General features: G+C 47.5%; 19 protein-coding genes. All 19 read right to left on the minus strand.

What is annotated here, in order from left to right; genetic code table 11:
- Positions 1-269: 269 nt before the first annotated feature.
- The 19 genes from DESDI_RS13325 to pduL all read right to left on the minus strand — a co-directional run bounded on the left by DESDI_RS13325 (position 270) and on the right by pduL (position 19,927).
- Positions 270-956: a formate dehydrogenase subunit gamma gene (locus DESDI_RS13325; RefSeq protein WP_041219494.1), complete on the minus strand. Its 687-nt coding sequence runs from the start codon at positions 954-956 to the stop codon at positions 270-272.
- Positions 957-960: 4 nt separating this feature from the next.
- A complete protein-coding gene (locus DESDI_RS13330; protein WP_015263140.1) occupies positions 961-1,596 on the minus strand; it encodes a cytochrome c3 family protein in 636 nt (211 codons plus the stop codon).
- Positions 1,597-2,071: 475 nt separating this feature from the next.
- Positions 2,072-2,677, minus strand: coding sequence for an orotate phosphoribosyltransferase (gene pyrE / locus DESDI_RS13335; RefSeq protein WP_015263141.1), 606 nt, complete (start codon positions 2,675-2,677; stop codon positions 2,072-2,074).
- A 33-nt stretch (positions 2,678-2,710) separates the two neighbouring features.
- Positions 2,711-3,439: an orotidine-5'-phosphate decarboxylase gene (gene pyrF, locus DESDI_RS13340; RefSeq protein ID WP_015263142.1), complete on the minus strand. Its 729-nt coding sequence runs from the start codon at positions 3,437-3,439 to the stop codon at positions 2,711-2,713.
- Positions 3,440-3,571: 132 nt separating this feature from the next.
- Positions 3,572-4,501: a dihydroorotate dehydrogenase gene (locus tag DESDI_RS13345; RefSeq protein ID WP_015263143.1), complete on the minus strand. Its 930-nt coding sequence runs from the start codon at positions 4,499-4,501 to the stop codon at positions 3,572-3,574.
- The gene (locus tag DESDI_RS13350; protein ID WP_015263144.1) at positions 4,491-5,336 is read right to left on the minus strand and encodes a dihydroorotate dehydrogenase electron transfer subunit; all 846 of its coding nucleotides are present in this window, start codon (positions 5,334-5,336) and stop codon (positions 4,491-4,493) included. Before DESDI_RS13350 ends, DESDI_RS13345 begins: the two co-directional genes overlap by 11 nt.
- A 144-nt stretch (positions 5,337-5,480) precedes the next feature.
- Positions 5,481-8,657: a carbamoyl-phosphate synthase large subunit gene (gene carB / locus DESDI_RS13355; RefSeq protein ID WP_015263145.1), complete on the minus strand. Its 3,177-nt coding sequence runs from the start codon at positions 8,655-8,657 to the stop codon at positions 5,481-5,483.
- A gap of 41 nt (positions 8,658-8,698) precedes the next feature.
- Positions 8,699-9,787, minus strand: coding sequence for a glutamine-hydrolyzing carbamoyl-phosphate synthase small subunit (gene carA / locus DESDI_RS13360; protein WP_015263146.1), 1,089 nt, complete (start codon positions 9,785-9,787; stop codon positions 8,699-8,701).
- 119 nt (positions 9,788-9,906) lie between these two features.
- A complete protein-coding gene (locus DESDI_RS13365) occupies positions 9,907-11,211 on the minus strand; it encodes a dihydroorotase (protein ID WP_015263147.1) in 1,305 nt (434 codons plus the stop codon).
- Positions 11,198-12,136 (minus strand): aspartate carbamoyltransferase catalytic subunit, encoded by a 939-nt coding sequence (locus DESDI_RS13370; protein ID WP_015263148.1) that lies wholly within the window; start codon positions 12,134-12,136, stop codon positions 11,198-11,200. Before DESDI_RS13370 ends, DESDI_RS13365 begins: the two co-directional genes overlap by 14 nt.
- A gap of 176 nt (positions 12,137-12,312) precedes the next feature.
- The gene (gene pyrR / locus DESDI_RS13375; RefSeq protein ID WP_015263149.1) at positions 12,313-12,870 is read right to left on the minus strand and encodes a bifunctional pyr operon transcriptional regulator/uracil phosphoribosyltransferase PyrR; all 558 of its coding nucleotides are present in this window, start codon (positions 12,868-12,870) and stop codon (positions 12,313-12,315) included.
- A gap of 265 nt (positions 12,871-13,135) precedes the next feature.
- Entirely contained in the window at positions 13,136-14,134 is a 999-nt protein-coding gene (locus tag DESDI_RS13380) for an RluA family pseudouridine synthase (RefSeq protein WP_015263150.1), read from the minus strand.
- A 35-nt stretch (positions 14,135-14,169) separates the two neighbouring features.
- Positions 14,170-14,628 (minus strand): signal peptidase II, encoded by a 459-nt coding sequence (gene lspA / locus DESDI_RS13385; protein WP_015263151.1) that lies wholly within the window; start codon positions 14,626-14,628, stop codon positions 14,170-14,172.
- Between the two features lie 77 nt (positions 14,629-14,705).
- Positions 14,706-15,374: a TraR/DksA C4-type zinc finger protein gene (locus tag DESDI_RS13390; protein WP_015263152.1), complete on the minus strand. Its 669-nt coding sequence runs from the start codon at positions 15,372-15,374 to the stop codon at positions 14,706-14,708.
- A 20-nt stretch (positions 15,375-15,394) separates the two neighbouring features.
- On the minus strand, positions 15,395-15,724 hold the full coding sequence (locus DESDI_RS13395; RefSeq protein ID WP_156801185.1) for a DUF5665 domain-containing protein: 330 nt from the start codon (positions 15,722-15,724) through the stop codon (positions 15,395-15,397).
- A gap of 406 nt (positions 15,725-16,130) precedes the next feature.
- On the minus strand, positions 16,131-17,060 hold the full coding sequence (locus DESDI_RS13400; RefSeq protein WP_015263154.1) for a 1,4-dihydroxy-2-naphthoate polyprenyltransferase: 930 nt from the start codon (positions 17,058-17,060) through the stop codon (positions 16,131-16,133).
- Positions 17,061-17,267: 207 nt separating this feature from the next.
- Positions 17,268-17,912, minus strand: a complete 645-nt coding sequence (locus tag DESDI_RS13405) for a hypothetical protein (protein ID WP_015263155.1) — start codon at positions 17,910-17,912, stop codon at positions 17,268-17,270.
- 11 nt (positions 17,913-17,923) lie between these two features.
- On the minus strand, positions 17,924-19,168 hold the full coding sequence (locus DESDI_RS13410) for a BaiN/RdsA family NAD(P)/FAD-dependent oxidoreductase (RefSeq protein ID WP_015263156.1): 1,245 nt from the start codon (positions 19,166-19,168) through the stop codon (positions 17,924-17,926).
- A 180-nt stretch (positions 19,169-19,348) separates the two neighbouring features.
- Complete coding sequence (gene pduL / locus DESDI_RS13415; RefSeq protein ID WP_015263157.1) at positions 19,349-19,927, minus strand: phosphate propanoyltransferase; 579 nt, start codon at positions 19,925-19,927, stop codon at positions 19,349-19,351.
- Positions 19,928-20,044 lie beyond the last annotated feature (117 nt).

The raw sequence follows: 20,044 nt of genomic DNA on the forward strand, positions 1-20,044 counted from the left end.
CGACAGGGGCGTAATTAGAGCTTGCTCTTTAACATGGGTTATCTATCAAGTGATTCTTGGCCTCAGATGGAGGTTGCTTTAGATGGAGCTTGCCTAACAAGTAAAATTAGCCTTTACAACTAGTCTCTAAAGTTCTACGGGCTCGTTTATAGGACTGAATGAAAGGCCCAATTTAGAATCACGGCTAGGCCGGCTGCATAGGCAACCATTTCCACAAGAATTAGGGTCACACTATATTTGAACCGAGGTACTCCCATCACTTTCACCCCTTAACGATTTCTTTCTCTCTTAATTCTTTCTAATTCAACGGGGTGCTCCTCTTCCATCTCCTCTCGATTCATCGTCCCCACATACCACACTTTACTCATGGGAAAGGATCTGGTATTAAAGTGGACATTATAAAAGTGCCAGATAAAAATGGCGCTAATAGCCAAGATAGCCTCATCTGTATGGGCATAGCGGGATGAATCGATCACCCAACGGGGTAGGAATTGAGTAACGAACTGAGGGTACCACATCATGAGACCGGACCCCCCCATGATAAACATCCCCCAAAATACTGCCCAGTAATCGAATTTCTCTTTATAGGAGTAGCGGTCGAAACGGGCAGGTTCCTTTCTGAATCCAAAAAAGTAACCTAGGTTCTGAAGGAGATCCTTGAAGTCTTTTCCATTGGGCATAATCGCCCAGGATTTTCTTTTGCCACCTAAAGGCACAACCACCAGATATATCAAGTGGTAAACACTTACGAAAATCATGAGCACAGCCCCCAGGAGATGGACATAGTAAAGATTATCAAAACCACCAAACGTGGACACAACCCCTTGGGCAAAACTGCTTTGTTCAAATTTAATCGGCAGACCTGTAAGGGTAAGAACAAAGAAACTGGTGAACATACCCATATGTTGAATTCGCTGATGAATATCAAATCGCTCATACACTTTATCCTGTCCCATAGGATTACCTCCTGTTGCGGGTCTGCAATATAGTTCGCAGCTCGCGATACAACTGCAATTCAATGTGAATCACCAACAAGGTCATAGCAATTATCGTCAACCAAACAAAGAACTTAGCTGTATAGTACATGGGTTTTCCCGGCCCCATTGCATTTAGCTCGAAATGCTCCGTCCCTTGGGCAAAGCCTGGGGAGGGATTGTCATGGCACTTGGCACAGGTCTGGGGGATATTTTTCTTAGCTACCAGTGAATTAGGATGATCTTGCCCTAAAACCTCGTGGGCACTGTGGCAGTCTACACAACTTGCGGCTCTTTGGCTCCCAAGAAAAACCCCTTTACCATGAAAACTCTGCTGATAGGTTTCCGCCACTCGACCTGTATGGCAGGTGTTACACATTGCAACACTCTCCTTCTTTGTGACTTCCACCCCCTCTGGATGAGGATAGGCAGTCACTTCACTGTGACAGCTCGTGCAGCTCAGGGAGGCATGAATCGAGGCTTTAAGTTCGTTCACTTGATTACCGTGACACTGATTACAATCTACTTGCGCCGATACTGTTGCTCCGTCAAAGAGCAACAAGAAGCTGAAGACAATAAAGAAAATAAGATCTTTAATTACCCATTGATTTTTCTTCGTCATATTCCCTACCTCATATTCTGAAATCGAAACATTCTAGGGGGGACCTCGAGCAGGTCTGTGACCATAGCAAGGTTATTGTGTGTCGAATTTTCCTGGGATATGCATGAGTTAATTATGGTGACAAAAAAAGACTTTACCTAATACAGTTTCTAGGCACATAAAAAAGAAGTAGAAACTATTGTTAAGTATAGTTTCTACTTCGTATTTTTGTTTTGCGCCGGCTATTTCTTTATCCAACTAACCTGCCCATTGCTTTTTACTTTGCCCATTGAAGTCAGCTGATTCCGATATTACTTAATGTAAGCAGCAGCGTTCTGGCCCGCAATCCGGCCGAACACGACGTTGACGGCGGCCGGGTTAGCTCCCCAAGTCCCGTCGTTTGCGCATTCACCTGCTGCAAACGTTTTCATCAGAATACGTTCGGATTTTTTGTGGTGAGTTAATCAATGGGCACCTAAGGGTAATGAGCTAAAAGCTATTTTCCCGTAGGCACAGCACGGCTTCCTGGTTTAATCGCAGGAATCCCCTCCGCACAAAGAGGGCAAGCTTCAGGATCGAAGGATTCAATTTCGATCTCTAGCAAAGCGGCTAAAGGTACTCCAAACTCAGATTTCCCACAGCTGCGATCCACGATTACTCCCACCCCGACGGGCTCTGCTCCATAAGCCTTTACAACCTCGATAACCTCCCGGACTGATCCTCCGGTGGTGATTACATCTTCCACAACCAAGACTCTTTGACCCGGTTGGAGTTCAAAACCCCGCCTTAATTTCATTTCTCCGTTTTCCCGTTCAGTAAACAAGGCTTTCGTTCCTAAGGCCTTGCCTACCTCATGAGCAACCAAAATTCCGCCCATGGCTGGTCCAATGACTAGGTCAATGTTATGACCCTGAAAGGATTCTGCCAGAGCCTCACCTAAGCGAGCTGCATGATGAGGGTACTGCAGAACTTTGGCGCATTGCATATATTGACGGCTGTGTCTGCCTGAAGTCAGCCGGAAATGCCCCTCCAGTAACGCCTCGCTCTCCTTAAAAATACCTAAAACCTCTTCAGGGGCTATCGATTTATTGGATAGTGTCATAGTGATTAACTCCTTTCAAACCAAAGCGCTTACTCAATCCCAGAGATGTTCTAATGCCTGCCGAGGATTCGCAGCTTGTGTGATCGGTCTACCTACCACCAGATAAGAGCTGCCCGCCCCAAGAGCTTCCTTGGGGGTGAGGGTACGGGCTTGATCATGGGTCTCGCTTCCTCGGGGACGGATTCCAGGAGTAATGACCAGGAAATCTGGTCCTAAATGTTCACGGAGGATTTGACTTTCCTGTGCGGAAGCAACGACCCCATCGATACCTGCCCTTTGCCCAAGCTCGGCTAAGGCCACCACCTGATTTTGCAGGGTACGGCTTACTCCTAGCTCCTCATGCAGTCTCGCTTCGTCAAGACTGGTTAAGACTGTAATCCCAATAATTTTCATCCGTTTTGCGGCGTTTCTTTGCTCCTTGACCTCATGAGTGGCTTGGACTGCTCGTGCCATCATATCATAACCACCGCTACAGTGAATTGTAAGCATATCTGCACCATATCCGGCTAAAACTCGCACCGCTCTTTCCACCGTATTGGGAATGTCATGGAGCTTAAGATCTAAGAAGACGGAGAAGCCTTTCTCCTTTAACTCTTTGATTATGCTTGCCCCTGTTGCGTTATACAGCTCCATCCCTACTTTGAGCCAGCACCCACTCCCCTGCAGTTGGTCCGCCAAAGCTAGAGCCTTTTCCCTGCTGTCCACATCCAAGGCTACCATCACCTTGGTAGCATTCTCCTGAATTGCTCCTTCTTGCTCCATACTTATCTTCCTTTCGCTTAGCTAATCTATCGCACTTCATAGGATGAACTATTAACCCGTTTGGCTTCAAAACCGAATGTACTCTTCATACCCTGTGTCTAACTATAGTACACTAACCCTTGTGTACTAAATCTAGTGTGCTAACCCTACAATATCGCTCACAGAAGCAAAGCCGTGTCTGCGACAATACTCCTCGATTCCTTCAAGCACCTCGAGCGGCGCTAGCGGATTCACAAAATTCCCCGTACCGATACTAACGGCTTTTGCACCGGCCAACATGAATTCCACCGCGTCCTGCCAGGTGAGGATTCCTCCCATACCGATAATTGGGATATTTACAGCCTGAGTGACTTGCCAAACCATACGCACCGCCACCGGCCGAATCGCCGGTCCGGAAAGTCCTCCCACTTTATTAGCTAAGATGGGTTGACGTCGTTCAATATCAATACTCATACCCAGCAAGGTGTTGATCATGGAGATAATATCAGCGCCACCCTGCTCCACCGCTTTGGCCATCTGCACAATATTCGTAACATTGGGCGATAGCTTGGCAATCACAGGAAGATTCGTCTTAGCCTTGACCAAAGCGATGACTTCCTGAGCACTCTCCGGATGAGTGCCAAAGTGCATTCCTCCATGCTTCACATTTGGGCAGGAAATATTAACTTCGATAGCATCGATTCCTGAACCTGCTTGAAAAGCATTGGCCATAATTTCATAGTCCCTTAAGGAAAACCCGGAGATATTAGCAATGACCGTCGTCGGTAATTCCCGCACCTTAGGGAGATAGGATTGGAGAAATTCTTCTAGGCCAGGATTCTCCAGTCCTACGGAGTTGAGCATTCCCGCAGGGGTTTCTGCCAATCGTGGTAAGGGGTTACCTAAGCGAGGCTCAGGAGTAAGCCCTTTGAGAGTGATTCCCCCCAGCTTTTCCACCGGACAGTAGGGGGCATACTCATCTCCGAAGCCATAGGTGCCGGAGCAGGTGAGGACGGGATTTTTCAAGGTTAAGGGTCCGAGGTTTACTCTCATGTCTATATTTTCGACAGAATTACTGTTCATAATCCCAGAGCACCTCCTTCCCTTTAAACACCGGTCCATCCTTACACACTTTACCCCTGTATATTCTACCGCTCACTTCATCCCTAAGAGTGCACACACAGCCCAAGCAGGCTCCCACTGCGCAACCCATCCGCTCCTCTAAGGAAACCTCCACCGAAGCTCCTTTTAGTAAAAAGTAATCACTGACGACCTGAGTCATAACCTGGGGACCACACACTGCCACAGATAAATCGTCACTACAAGCACCTGCTACAGCGTCCTTACCATGATTGACCCGACTTTCCACCTGCTTTTGAATAAGATCTAGGACATTTCCTTTCTCACCGATGCTACCATCCATTGTGCTAAGGAAAACAGGGATACCAGCTTCTTGCCACAGTTCCAGTCCAGAACTGGTAAAGAAGCCTTCATTTTCCCCACCCCAATATAAACTCACAGCAAGACTCTTCTCCTGCGCGGCTTTAGCCAAGGGAAGCAAAGGAAATACCCCAATCCCACCGGCTACCAAGATGAGCTCTCCCTGTGTAGGCAGGGTAAATCCACGACCCAGAGGACCCATCAGGCTCAGTTCCTCCCCGACTTTAGCTTCGGATAATATCTCTGTCCCTCTTCCCTTGATGCGGTAGAGTAGCGTGATTTCTTGAGCTTCTCGCTGAATGTCCGCGATACTGATCGGGCGGCGCAGCAAAGGATCTATTCCTTTGGTGACTTGCACATGGACAAATTGTCCGGGTTGAGCCTCTCGAGCAATTTCCGTCCGGAGAACGAGTCTCCTGATTTTGTAGAGAGGATCACCCACGAAATCATGGGCAATAATTTGGGCCTTTCCTAACAAAAGAACCCCACCTTTCTTGTTTCCTTCTGTATGGTATTACTAGTTCTAGATTCTATAACCCTGCAACTAATCCTTCATAACACAATAGGTTCATTGTACAGCTTGCTTTTGGTACTTTTTAATAATGTACCAGACCCCTTTTTTTCAACTGAGTGGCATCAGGCTGGGTAAAAAGGACATCAGCACATGAACCCAGGCCGAGGCTGTATCTAGGCTCGTAAAGCAAGGGATGCCTTGCTCAACCGCTGTGCGGCGAATCGCAAAACCATCGCTGGCTTGTTTCTTATTATGAGTCGTGGTATTGAGCACGCATTGAATTACACCTTGACGGATGGCGTCTGTGATTTCCGTGGATCCTTGATGTAGCTTTGCCACCGGAATCACTTCAATTTCCTCTTCACGAAGAGCCTTGGCTGTTCCTTCCGTAGCTAAGATCCGAAATCCTAAGTCTACAAACTTCTTAACTAAAGAAAGTCCCTCTTGCTTATCCCGATCCGCTAAGGTAACCAACAAACTACCATGAGCAGACATATTGAACCCTCCAGCCAGAAGGGCTTTGTAGAGAGCTTTTTCATAAGTCCGGTCTACCCCCATCACCTCGCCGGTGGATTTCATCTCCGGCCCTAAAGAGGGCTCCACTCGATGAAGCTTGGAGAAGGAAAAGACAGGGACCTTGACTGCCACTCGATCCGGTACCGGCCATAAGCCCAAGGGTAAGTTCAATTCCGGCAGAGTTTTCCCCATTATGACATCCGTAGCATAATCCACAATAGATAGCCCGGTGACCTTGCTGATGAAAGGCACGGTACGACTGGAGCGTGGGTTTACTTCAATCACATAAACCTCGCCTTGGTAAATGACATACTGGATATTTAAGAGGCCCAACACATTGAGGGTCCGCGCAATCTCTGTGGTGAGTAGTGTGATTCGTTCTTTTAGCGGCTCGGGCAGGGTCAAAGGAGGATAGACTGCAATGGAGTCACCGGAGTGTACTCCCGCCCTTTCTAGATGCTCCATAATTCCCGGAATGCTTACATTTTCTCCATCGGAGATTGCATCCACTTCTACTTCTGTTCCGACCAGATATTGGTCCATCCAGAGCTCTTGGCCCGGAAAATCGGCCATCGCTCGGTTGACCACGTTTTCTAGTTCGGTGGGGTCATAGACAATCTCCATGGCTCGTCCACCTAGGACAAAGGAAGGACGAATCATCAGCGGGTAGCCAATTTGAGCCGCCACATCGCGTGCTTCTTTCAGAGAAGATGCTTGACCTCCCTTGGGTCGTTTAGCACCGATGGCGTTGAGAACCTCATCGAAGAGGCCACGCTCTTCCGCCCGGTCGATATCCTCAATGCTGGTGCCAAGGATTTTATAGCCCCGTTCCGCTAAAGGCTTGGCTAGACCGATGGCCGTTTGCCCCCCGAATTGGACGATAACTCCTTCGGGCTGTTCTAGGTCCAAGACCGCCGAGACGTCTTCAAGAGTTAAGGGCTCAAAATAAAGCCGGTCTGCTGTATCAAAGTCTGTGGATACAGTCTCCGGATTGTTGTTGATGATAATGGTCTCTACTCCAGCCTTCTTGAGGGCCAGTACAGAGTGGACTGAGCAATAATCAAATTCAATCCCTTGCCCGATGCGAATCGGCCCGGAACCTAAAACCACCACTTTACGTTTAGGGGAAGGGATTCCCTCATTTTCTTGATCATAACTGGAGTAAAAATAGGGGGTGAGGGCCTCAAATTCCCCGGCACAGGTATCGACCATTTTGAAGACCGGATGAATTCCTTTGTCCTCACGATAGTCATAGAGCTCTTTTTCTGTGGTCTTCCATAAACGAGCAATCTCCCGATCGGCAAAGCCCATTCTTTTCGCTTTCAATAAAAGTTCCTGATGCCAAGGAGAAGTCTGGAGCTCATAGCTCAACTTCACGATGCGTTGAATTGCCAGCAAAAAATAAGGATTCCAGTGGCTGGCTTTTTGAATCCGCTCTAGACTAAAGCCTCGTCTGAATCCTTCCGCTAAGATAAAAAGCAGCTGATCATCAGGCTTTTGGCAACGGTTAAGAATTTCTTCGTCTGAAAGCCCCTCCAACTCGGGCAGGAGCAGTCCGTAGGCTTTAATCTCCAAGGAACGTACAGCTTTCTGCAAGGCGGTCTCCAGATTCCTGCCCAAGCCCATCACTTCCCCTGTGGCCTTCATCTGCGTTCCTAAGCGCCGATCTGCATCTGAGAATTTATCGAAGGGCCAGCGGGGAATTTTGACCACTACATAATCCAAGGCCGGTTCAAAACAGGCTGAAGTTTTTCCGGTTACAGCGTTGGTCAGCTCCGGAAGGGTATAGCCTAAAGCGATTTTTGCAGCTACTTTAGCGATTGGGTAGCCGGTGGCCTTGGAAGCCAAGGCACTGGAGCGACTCAGACGCGGGTTCACCTCGATGACCACATAATCCAAGCGTTCCGGATGCAGGGCATATTGCACATTACACCCACCTTCAATACCCAAGGCTTCCACAATCCTGCGGGATGAGGTACGCAGGGCTTGCACCTCCCGATCCGTTAAAGTCTGACAAGGAGCTACCACGATACTGTCACCGGTATGAACCCCTACCGGGTCCATATTCTCCATATTACAAATGGTGATGCAATTGCCCGCACCATCCCTGAGCACTTCGTATTCGATTTCCTTCCAACCCGCCACACTTTTCTCCACCAGAATTTGGCCGATGAGGCTAGCTTGCAAACCGCTTTTGCAGATTTCCTGAAGAGATTGACGATCTTGGGCAATTCCGCCCCCGGTACCGCCAAGAGTATAGGCCGGTCGAACAATCACGGGAAAACCAATTTCCTCCGCAAAGTCTAGAGCTTCTTCCACCTCTGAGACAATCACGCTGGGCGGAACAGGCTCCCCAAGGGAATTCATCAGGCTCCGGAAATGTTCCCGATCTTCTGCCTTGGTAATGCTTTCGAGAGAGGTTCCCATGAGCTGCACCCCGCAGCGATCCAGTATTCCTCGCTCCGCCAATTGAAAGGCTAAGTTCAGACCCGTTTGCCCGCCCATTGTTGGAATAAGGCCATCGGGCCGTTCTCTTTCGATAATCCGTTCTAAAAATTCCACTGTCAAAGGCTCGATATAGACTCGGTCAGCGACCTCCTGATCCGTCATAATTGTGGCAGGATTAGAGTTGACGAGAACTACCTCAACTCCTTCTTCCCGCAAGGCACGGCAGGCCTGAGTTCCGGCATAATCAAATTCTGCAGCTTGACCAATCACAATCGGACCTGATCCGATCACGAGCACCTTATTCCACTTCTTATTTTTCATAACTTCCTCCTCTTGGCTAAAGTGCCGTCAAATAGGTGAGCCTACGCTCCGATCGCCGTATAAAAACGTTCAAAAAGTTCGATATTCTCGTCAGGACCAGGGGCACCTTCGGGATGATATTGCACGGAGAAAACAGGGTATTGAGTATGCGCCATCCCTTCTACTGTGCCATCATTCAAATTCTTATAAATCACTTCAAAGCCTGTCCCAGCTAAAGAATCAGCTTCTACTGCGTACCCGTGATTCTGGGCTGTCATGGTCGTTTTGCCTGTACGCAGGTCCTGAACCGGGTGGTTACCTCCTCGGTGCCCAAAAGGTAGTTTATAGGTTTTACCTCCAGCTGCTAAGGCTAAAATTTGATGACCTAAGCAGATTCCCATCATGGGAAGTTTGGGAAGCAAGGTCTGGACTGTCTTCACTAAACAGGGAAGATCACTGGGATCTCCCGGTCCATTGCTCAAAAAGATCCCCTTGGGAGAGCTGGCTAAAATCTCTTCAGCACTGCTCCATGCAGGAAACACGCGAATGCGCAGTCCACGTTGTTGCAGGCTGCGTAGGATATTGCGTTTGGCCCCACAGTCGAGTACCGCCACATAAGGACCACTGCCAGGGATCTCGTAGCTCTCCTGAACTGTTGCCTTGTAGACCCAGTGCTTCGTCTTCTCCATGTCCATAGGGTTTTGAGAGTGATCTTCCCAATACTTCATTCCTTGTTGGAAAGTATGGGCAAAAACCCCCGGCAGGGTGCCCTGCTTGCGAATATGCCGGGTTAGGGCCCGAGTATCGATTCCCTTCAGCCCCCAAATGTGCTGAACTTTGCAGAACTCCTCTAAGGAACGATCCCCGTGCTCACTGCCTTCCCCTTGGGAAAGTTCCCGAACCACTAGCCCTCTAAGGAGGATTTTATCCGCTTCATTCTCCTCATCATGCCAGCCATAGTTGCCGATCTGCGGATGGGTCAGAACAAGAATCTGACCCGAATAGGAAAGGTCGGTGATCATCTCTTGATACCCTGACATCGAAGTGTTAAAAACCACTTCCCCAGCCTGCGTCTTTTCTAAATCCTCCGGCCATGCTCCAAACCCTTCTCCTTCAAACATAGTACCATCTTGCAATACGAGAAACGGCATCCTAAGCCCTCCTTTTAAGTGTGAACTGGGGATAGGTCCCATTTCACATTTGTTACATCTTACCTTTGTTTCGGTGTTACATGTTTACATTCTTACATCTGTTCATCTTACCTCTAAATTTATCTCTCCCAGAGGCGCCCCTCTACCCAAACCTTCATGGGCAACCCCTGGAGTTCTTGGTCTAAGAAAGGTGTGTTCTTACCTTTTGTTGCTAGAGATTCGGCTGAGATGGTTTCCGAGTGCTTAGGATCAAAAAGCAGCAAATCGGCAACTGCACCGGGCTTTAAGGACCCTCCGGTCAGCTGAAAGCGCTGAGCAGGGTTCATGCTCCAGGCTTGGACCAGTATTTCTACAGGAAGCACACCCGGGACAACCAAGTGCTGCCATACTGCGGCCAAAGCCGTCTCTAGCCCTGAAATCCCAAAGGGGGCTTCATCAAAAGGATTCGCTTTTTCTTCCCAAGTGTGAGGGGCGTGATCGGTGGCTAACATGTCAATGGTTCCATCCAGCAATCCCTCAATTAAGGCTTGGCGGTCCGCTTCTGTGCGAAGAGGAGGATTGACTTTATAGGAAGTAGCATATGGAGTCTCGGCGATGGCCTCGTCGGTGAAGATCAAGTGGTGAGGATTCACTTCAGCGGTCACATCCACCCCTCGCTTTTTGGCTTCCCGAATAAGTACTACACTTTCCATAGCTGAGATATGAGCCAAATGCAGCTTTCCGCCCCCTTCTTCTGCCAAGAGAAGATCGCGGGCTACCATGACGCTTTCCGAACTGCTGGGAATTCCCCGCAAGCCCAGGTGAGTACTCACGAGTCCCCGATGCATCACCCCATGATGGGCGAGGCTTTCATCTTCACAATGACTGACGACGGGGCAGCGGGTTAGCTTAGCATATTCCAGAGCCAGACGCATCATTTCTGCATTCTGAACCCCCCGGCCATCATCGGAAAAACCTACCGCTCCGGCCGTAGACAGCTCAACCATTTCCACAAGTTCCTTCCCCTCTTGTCCCTTCGTCATGGCGGCAATGGGATGAATCTTGGCTAAGCCTACCTTTTTTCCTTGGTTTACTACATATTCGATCAAGGCCTTTTGATCCAGTACGGGAGTTGTGTTGGGCATCGCTAAGATGGTGGTAAAGCCCCCTCGGACTGCTGCCCGAGAACCGCTAGCAATATCCTCTTTATCCTCTCGACCCGGTTCTCTGAGATGGGTATGCACATCAATCAGGCCCGGAAAGAGGTATTTACCTGTGGCGTCAATTTCCTCCCAAGTCGAGGACTCTCCTAATTTCTCCCGAACTTCCTCGGCAGTCATGTTCTTCTTTAGCTCAATAATTTTACCTTCACCTACCAAAACATCGTAGATGCCCGAGATATTTTGAGCCGGATCAATGACTTGTGCATTCTTAATCCACCACATGATTTGTTCCCCCTCCCAATAATAGATACATAATGGCCATGCGGACGGCGACGCCGTTGGTTACTTGCTCCTCAATAACCGACTGGGTGGAATTGACGATACTACTCTCAATTTCTACCCCTCGATTCACCGGTCCAGGATGCATAATCAAGGTCTTTTTACCGGTCCTCTGAACTCTTTCGGCAGTAATCCCGTAGAGTTGCGAGTATTCCCGCAGACTCGGCAGTAGCCCTGCCTTTTGCCGCTCGAGCTGTAGCCTTAAAGCCATGATGACATCCGCTCCAGCCAGTTCTTCATCGAGATGATAGGTTGTTTTCACACCCCAGGATTTAATTTCAGGAGTGAGCAAGGTCGGAGGGCCGACGAGCACTACTTCTGCTCCCAAGGCTTTAAGGGCCCAGACATTGCTACGGGCAACGCGGGAGTGCAGAATATCTCCGACGAGGAGAATCTTCTTTCCCTCAACACTACCTAGATGCTCCTGCATGGTATATAAATCAAGCAAGGCTTGGGTGGGGTGCTCATGTTGTCCATCCCCAGCGTTAATCACACCTGCTTTCAGTTCCTTAGCAAGAAAATGTGCCGCTCCCGAACTGGAGTGTCGAATGACCACAAGATCCGGCTTCATGGCTTGCAGGGTTCTTACGGTATCAAGCAAACTTTCACCCTTATTGACGCTGCTCTGAGCCACTGCCAAGCTGGTGGTGTCGGCACCAAGTATCTTCGCCGCTGTCTCAAAGGAGGTTCTGGTGCGGGTAGAGGATTCAAAAAACAAGTTATATACCGATCTCCCGCGAAAGGTTGGCAGCTTCTTTACGGCCCTTGACAAGATTTCCTTCATAGGTTTTGCCGTATTGATTATGATTTGGATCTCACTTGGTTTCAGATCTTCCATATGCAGAATATCTTTGCGTGTCCAGCCCATACTTCTCTCCCCTTACAGTTCTTTTGTCATTCACTAATTATTTAACAAAAAATCCCCTTACCAAAGGTAAGAGGATATAAGGATACAAGTACCCTGTATTCTCTACCCTTGGCTCACTCTCAGGAAAGCTCTTAAAGGGTATCTTAAGTTAGTCACGTTGATTTCATACCTTATGGTTATTTCTTTTGTTCAGAACGCTCCAGTAAAAGCACCTCTTCTGCCTCATCAATTTCTTGAATGCAGACGGATACAATCTCTCGGCTCGAGGTGGGAAGGTTTTTCCCCACATAATCGGCACGAATGGGGAGTTCTCGATGGCCTCGATCTACAAGGACAGCTAATTGGATTTTTTCCGCCCTTCCTAAATCCATGGTAGCATCGAGAGCCGCTCGAGCAGTGCGCCCCGTGAACAAGACATCATCTACCAAAACAACCGTCTTCCCTTCAATTGGAAAGGGCACCTCGGTTTGATGAACTACCGGCTGCACATCAATCCGGCTTAGATCATCTCGATATAGGGTAATATCTAATATCCCTAAGGGAAGTTTAACGCCTTCAAATTCTTCGATGCGTTGCCGAATTCGTTCCGCCAACGGAACGCCGCGGCGTCGGATTCCAATCAGGACAACTCCGTCCGTTCCTTTATTTTTCTCAACGATTTCGTGAGCAATCCGCGTGATTGCCCGTCGAATTCCATCAGCATCCAGAATCTTGCTCTTCGCAATCCCTTCCACAGCTTTGCCCCCTTGCCCTTATGCTACCCTGCATCGGGTGAAACACCTATATTTATGAATATGTACAAAAAAACTGCCTACTTGCACAGCAGACAGCTATCCCACATCTTTCTGCCTTCTGCGTCTCACAGGACCTTTTTAAAGGCTATCACAATTTTAGTCTAACTTAGTTACAAGCTGTTGTCAATCAGAATTCCCAAGCATTTTTCACACCATGGTATACTAGCGCTTATTCTGTCATCCAGAAGGCTAGAGCTGAAAATAACTATCTCTCTCCCTCACGAATCGCTTGTAAAGTCTTCTGAAAGCGTTCCGGTGGCGAAGCACTAAACTCAAGATATTCTCCTGTCCTTGGGTGAATAAACCCTAAGCGCTGGGCATGCAACATTTGACCTTGGAGGGCAAAAGGATTTTTCCTTGGTCCATACAACGGGTCTCCTAAAACTGGATGCTTAAGGTAGGCCAAATGGACTCGAATCTGATGGGTTCTGCCTGTTTCCAAGCGAGCCTGAATATAGGTAAAATCAAAAAAGCGCTCCAGAACCTCATAATGAGTTATCGCCTCTTTGAAATTACGAAAAGCCACCGCCATTTTTTTACGATCCACCGGATCCCTACCAATAGGAGCATCAATCGTTCCAGAAGGTTCGAACAACACCCCGTGCACAATAGCTTGATATTGGCGTGTCATGCTATGAGCCTTAACCTGTTCGGCCAAACCATGATGGGCTAAATCACTTTTTGCCACCACAAGAAGCCCCGAGGTATCTTTGTCAATACGATGCACGATTCCAGGACGTAATACACCATTTATGCCGGAGAGATTCCGACAGTGATGAAGTAAGGCATTGACTAAAGTCCCTGTCCAGGCCCCCGGTGCCGGGTGAACCACCATACCCTGTGGTTTATTGACAACCAGTAAATCCTCATCCTCATACACGATATCCAGTGGAATATTTTCTGCGTCCACCTTCAGCTCTTGCGGGGGAGGAATCACAACCGTAATCTTATCTCCTGAGCGAACTTTATAATTCGATTTTTTTACAGTTCCATTAACGAGAACATGACCGTCCCCAATCAGACCTTGAACAGTGGAGCGGCTCTTGCCGACTACTTCAGTAAGACCAACATCTAAGCGGGTTCCTTCTTGTAGCTCGAGTTCCAATGTTTCTCCTACACCCACCGTCTCCGAGTTTTCGATCTCGAACTCTGGCTCGAGACTTTCTTCATTCGTTTCTGACCTATTTAACCCATCGCAATCCATACTTGTCCCCTATTCTATTCCCTTTTCTCCAAAACTCACTCGGCCTTTTGTTCCTTACGATCTTGCAGGAACATCATCAGCATCAACAAACCAACACCGACAACAATCGCACTATCGGCGAAATTAAACACGAAAGGCCAAATCTGGAAATCAAGGTAATCCACAACCTTACCAATAAAAACTCGATCATAAAGATTACCTAAAGCTCCGCCGCCGACGAGCCCCAAGGCCAAACGCGTCACCCATTCTTCTCGGGGAAACACCTTCAACTGGGCATAGATTATTCCCGCTAGGACCACTACCGCTGTAAGGATAAACACCCAGGACTGACCGGGCAATAAACCAAAAGCCGCTCCCGGATTTAAGACATAGGTTAAATGAAAAATTTTGGGTATCACAATGACTGATTCGCCAGGGACCATATTTCCTTGGATATAGAACTTCAAAACACGGTCGAAAATCCAAATCCCCGCAATGGTTAGCCATACCAACAATCTGTTACCCTCCCCGAACTCAATATTTGCTCATTTATCTTAACATACTAAGGTGGGGGCGGGCAATGCTGTACCTGCTAAGTTCGGCCGTGTTTTCTCCCATAATATACCGTGTTGTCCAAGCCGGGTTCCACTTCAACTTCCAATGTCTCCACCGCTTGAACGGCTCCGATAACTTCATCCCCATCCTCATAAAAGGTATTAGGATCACTCAGATCTCGATTCGTTCCTAAATCTTGAGGTGAATCAGAGGTTCCAAAGCTGGCTACAGCCTGCCAAGAGTCCTCCCCATCAAAGCCAACGCGGTCGGTTCCATCATTAAAGGTTCTCGAAAAAGGACTGTTGATGAGCTCATCTTCCACGGGGTCACGATGCAATGAATGCTGCTCTTCTTTTTCCTCTAAACGACTGCAGGCGGTACAAACAGTGGTATAGGGCAAGGCTTCTAACCTCTCCAAGGGAATGTCCTTTTGACAATGCTCACAGACTCCATACTCACCTTCTTCATAACGCTGTAATGCTGAATTGATAGCATTGATCCTATGCTTAAGGCGATCATGACTTGCTACGTCCCGAGAACGTTCATACACTTCCGTGGCAATATCCGCAGGATGATTGTCGATGACCGAGAGCTCCCCGAGGGATTCTCTCATATCCCCAGTAATCAGTTCTGCTGCCATTTCCATCGCTTCTTCTTTATCTTTCTTTAGCTGTTCAATAAGTCCTGCATATTTGCTTTCTGACATGATGAGCCTCCTCCTTATTCCTAATACCCATTATGCGCATTGACAAGCTCCACAAGCTCTCCGATGACCCCACCGATTACCGGCAGGTTCAACAGTACCAGATTTTTCAAAAACATCGCCAGTAATCCTAGGAGAATGGTCGCCCCTATAGCACCGCCGAGACCCCTGACAAGTCCCACTCCAAAATTAAGCAAGAGCAGTCGGCGAGGATTATTCAGATAAGTAATATATTCCGTCAGGTTTATTTTCTCCAAGATAAGTGACAAATCTTGAACCTGTTTTCTTAGTTCCGGTCCTTCTTCAGACTGAAGTCCTTCTTTAGACCGTCTTAAGGCCTTGTCATGATCGATTTCCGGTTCTGGACTAGTAACTAATTTTTCATTTTTGCCTGAGATCGTCAACTCATTCACCTCACGATTCTCAAACTCAGTTTTCCCACGCAGAAAAATAAATATCCTTACCCTTAAAGGATAAAGAAAACTCGACTTTTGCCATGTCTTAAATTTCGCGCTTTGCTGAAGGTTAAGTATAAAAAAGAGCTCCTCTTTGTCACCAACAGTTATCGTATCTTAACTGTCTATCGCAAGAGGAGCACCCTAACTATTTTCATTCGGTTTTTCAATTCTTATCACTTTAATTCCCAGAATCCTATTACTGAATTTCTCAAAACTCTGTGGTTGAAACAGGGTAAAGCACCCCCTAAGCTAAAGGGAAGTCTACTGTCTAGCGGGGCCATAGGGCGGGGTTAGTCCGATATCAAACAGATACCAAATAGCTGATATAAAGTCCAAGAACCATCAGCAATCCGAAGTAGGTATTCGTTTGTCCTGCGGCTTTCATCGCCGGCATCATGGTTATAGGCTCGGTCTTGCCGACAAAGCCTCGGGTGGCTTGTATCGCTTTGGTAATGCTCAGCAGGGACAAAAGAATCCAAGGGGTAATCGTCCCAGTCACCACAAGTCCCACCAGCCATAAATAAGCGACTCCAAACATCACACCCATAAATTTCACGGCGTTTTTTGGTCCTAAGACGACCGGGATAGTCTTTCTCCCATTGGCCTTGTCCCCATCATGATCTCGGAGATTATTACCTAAATTGATCAGACCTACTAAAATACCGCTGGGTACAGCAACCAAGACCGCTATACCAGAAACATAATCCGTTTGGATAAAGAAGGCAATCAATATAATCAAAAAACCCATGAACAATCCGGAAAATAGTTCTCCTAAAGGGGTGTAAGAAATAGGGTAAGGTCCCCCTGTGTAGAGATAACCCATGAGCATGCAGAAAGAGCCCACCACTGCCAGCCACCAAGAGGAAGATGCACAGATATAAACACCCAAAAGAACGGAAACCCCATACATCGTCAGGGCCAGGGTCATAATAAAGCGTGGCGACATCCCATGGCGCACAATGCCACCGCCGATACCTACTGATTTTTCTGTATCCAACCCCCGCTTATAATCATAATACTCGTTGAATAGATTGGTAGCAGCTTGAATAAGCACACTTGCCACCATCATCGCAACAAAGAGCAGGGCGTTTGTTTTGCCTTCCAGCAGAGCCAGAACCGAGCCTAAGAGAACCGGCACAAAGGCCGCTGTTAAAGTATGTGGACGAATTAACTCCCACCATATCTTCCAACTTTTTTTATTTGACTGTGCGTCGTCGTGTTCTATATGCATAACTTTCTCCTCTTTTAAGACATCACCATGCAAAAAGCGTAGTCAATTTATACTTAACAAGCTACAATAATCGACAATACTGCTATACCTGATAAAAGGCTAATATCCTATTCAGACCTGTGCTTTGAGACAAGCTTAACATCATTTATTATAACCAATACCTCAACGGCAATAAAGGAAAAAATTCAAGGAGCCCATTGGCTCCCTTTAATCTTCGCTACTTTTTATAAAGTAAACAAATCCTCCGCCTAGAGTCGTTGTCTTAATCCACAAGGCCAGATCAACCTTTTTTAAGATACCTTCATCCAAAATCGTAGCGCTGGCCTTGCTCTTATCCTCCTCATAATCAAGTTGAATAATTGTGACCCAGTGCCAGCGGCTCAGATTTTTCACCTCACCATTGTGCCAATTCAAAAAGGCGATCGGCACATTGCAATCCAATGCCTCAGCTAGAAAATCAATCACCTTGACTAAAGTCGGTCGCCGGTAGACGGCCTCAGGCATTTCGCAAAGATGATATTCAAGCTCGATTCCCTTAGTCTGAGCGAAAGCCAGCATCGGTTTGTAAAACATGCTAAGCTTATGAACGCCACGAAAAGAGGGGGTGACATAGTGCCACAGCTCTTTCATCAGAGCAATCCAGTCCTTTTGACTTTGCAGCCGGTCCGCAGTAGAGCGTTGGTCATAGGTTAGATAATAAAAAATATTCGAAGCAGCACAAGGCCCACAGCCCGCTAGACGCTGGAAAGTCGTCGGATACCATCTTTGACAGGAACCATAAGACACCTGATTATCATTGGGATTAATGTGCTTAAACACATCAGGATGTGCAATGGATTTTGATACCAACATTCCCCAACTCCTTAATCGTCTGCAGCGCTTTTACCTGCCAAATAGGCAGAAGACCAGGCCCATTGAAGGTTATAGCCACCGCAGTCCCCGTCAATATCCATAATTTCTCCAGCAAAGTAAAGTCCCGTCGCAAGCTTGGATTCCATAGTTGCCGGGTTAATATCGCGAACGTCGATGCCACCGGCTGTGACCTGAGCTGCCGTCCAGGTATTCGTCCCGGTAACCTGAAAGCGCCAGTCCTGCAGTATCTGCAGGATATCTTCCTTCTCGCGGGAAGTCAGCGCTTTGACTGGTTTATGCATATCTTCAATACCCGCCTGTTTCAAAACAACAGGTGTTAATTGCTTGTTAATAAAGCCTACAAAGCTAAAGTGCACACTTTTCTCTGGCTGATCTTGCCAGCGCTTGTGCAGGTAGTGGGCCAACTTATCCTTAGTCCAGGTAGGAAGCATCGCAACCTTTACCCAGACCTCGTGATTACCCTTTAATTTCTCGGCAGCAGTCCGGCTTAATTGAAAAATCGGTGGCCCGGAAATTCCATACTCCGTGAATAGCAATTCACCTTGGGCTTGGGCCAAGGACTTACCTTTGACAAGGATCTCAGCCAACCCCTCGAATTTGATGCCTTTGATCTGCTTCAGAAAGGGTTCCGCCAGCTTAAGCTGCACTAAAGCCGGGAACGGCTCCACAAGACGATGCCCCATATTTTCAGCCAAAGGGTATCCGCTCCCGGTAGAACCTAAATTCGGAGCAGCCTTTCCGCCTGTAGCAAGAATGACACGATGGGCAAAGTACTTTTTCCCATCCTTCGTCTGCACATCAAAGCCTTTGTCCAGTTTGTGGAGCCCTTTCACTTCCGCTTCCAATACTACTTCAATTCCTAAGCGTTCCACTTCATAGCGTAGAACATCTAAGACACTGGAAGCTTGATTGGAAAAAGGAAACACTTTACCTTCCTCTTCCACTTTATGAGCAATGCCAAGGCCCTCAAAAAACTCAATCGCTTGATTATTATCAAAGGCTTGCAAAGCCTTCATAGCAAATTGCGGATTCTGACCATGATAATGCGCTAGTTGCAGATCCGTATTCGTTAAATTACAACGCCCATTACCCGTGGCTAAGATTTTCTTGCCGACCCGCTGATTTCTCTCTAAGATAGTAACCGCCGCTCCATCCCGACCGGCTATGACCGCAGCAAACAAACCGGCGGCTCCGCCTCCGATCACGACGACTTTGAGTTGTTTCCCCTTAGGCATTGATATCCCCCTTACGGTGTAAGTCTCTTACTATAATACACCATTTTTAGCGACTAGACTATCTTAGCCTATAGCGCTCGGGCGGAACTGATATATGATCCGTACAAAAAAACCACGGTGTTCCTGTGAAACACCGCAGCTCTTGTCCACTTTATTTTAAGATTTTATGATGCGCAAAGCTTAATCGAGGATAACGTCCAATAAATCTCCATTTCTTAAGCCGAAGGCGTTGCCTTCGTCCGTATCCACATGCATATCTAAGGCATAATTGGAGCTCACTCGGATCAGAACCCGCTCTAGAACTCCTGCCCGTGGTCCATTCACTTGAACCTTTACATGGTCCCCATCTTTTAAACCATATTTCTCAGCATCTTCTGGAGTCATATGGATATGACGAGCTGCAATGATTGTTCCAGCCTCAACTTGGACTTTTCCCGCGGGACCGACAATTTCCAAGCCCGGGGTCTCATTAATATCTCCCGAATCCCGAACCGGGGGCTTTACCCCAAGCTTAAAGGTATCTGTAGCTGCAAGCTCCACTTGAGTGGCCTTGCGAGCAGGTCCTAACACACGCACATTGGGCATCGAGCCCTTAGGTCCTACTAAGGTTACAGTCTCTTCGCTGGCAAATTGACCCGGTTGAGATAGATCCTTAGTCCGAGTGAGTTGGTGTCCGGCACCAAAAAGGATACCGATATGTTCCTCAGAGAGATGAAGGTGACGATTGGAAATTCCGACGGGTACTTGAAAGGTTTTCATGAACATGACCTCCTGGTTAAGTTTCTAGACGTTTTTTATTATGCCTAATACACAACTAATAATTATACTCCATATTTCGCTAAAAATCTGCATCAGAAAATTAGTACTTTAAAATTA

It is taken from the genome of Desulfitobacterium dichloroeliminans LMG P-21439 (assembly GCF_000243135.2).
Lineage (GTDB): Bacteria > Bacillota > Desulfitobacteriia > Desulfitobacteriales > Desulfitobacteriaceae > Desulfitobacterium > Desulfitobacterium dichloroeliminans.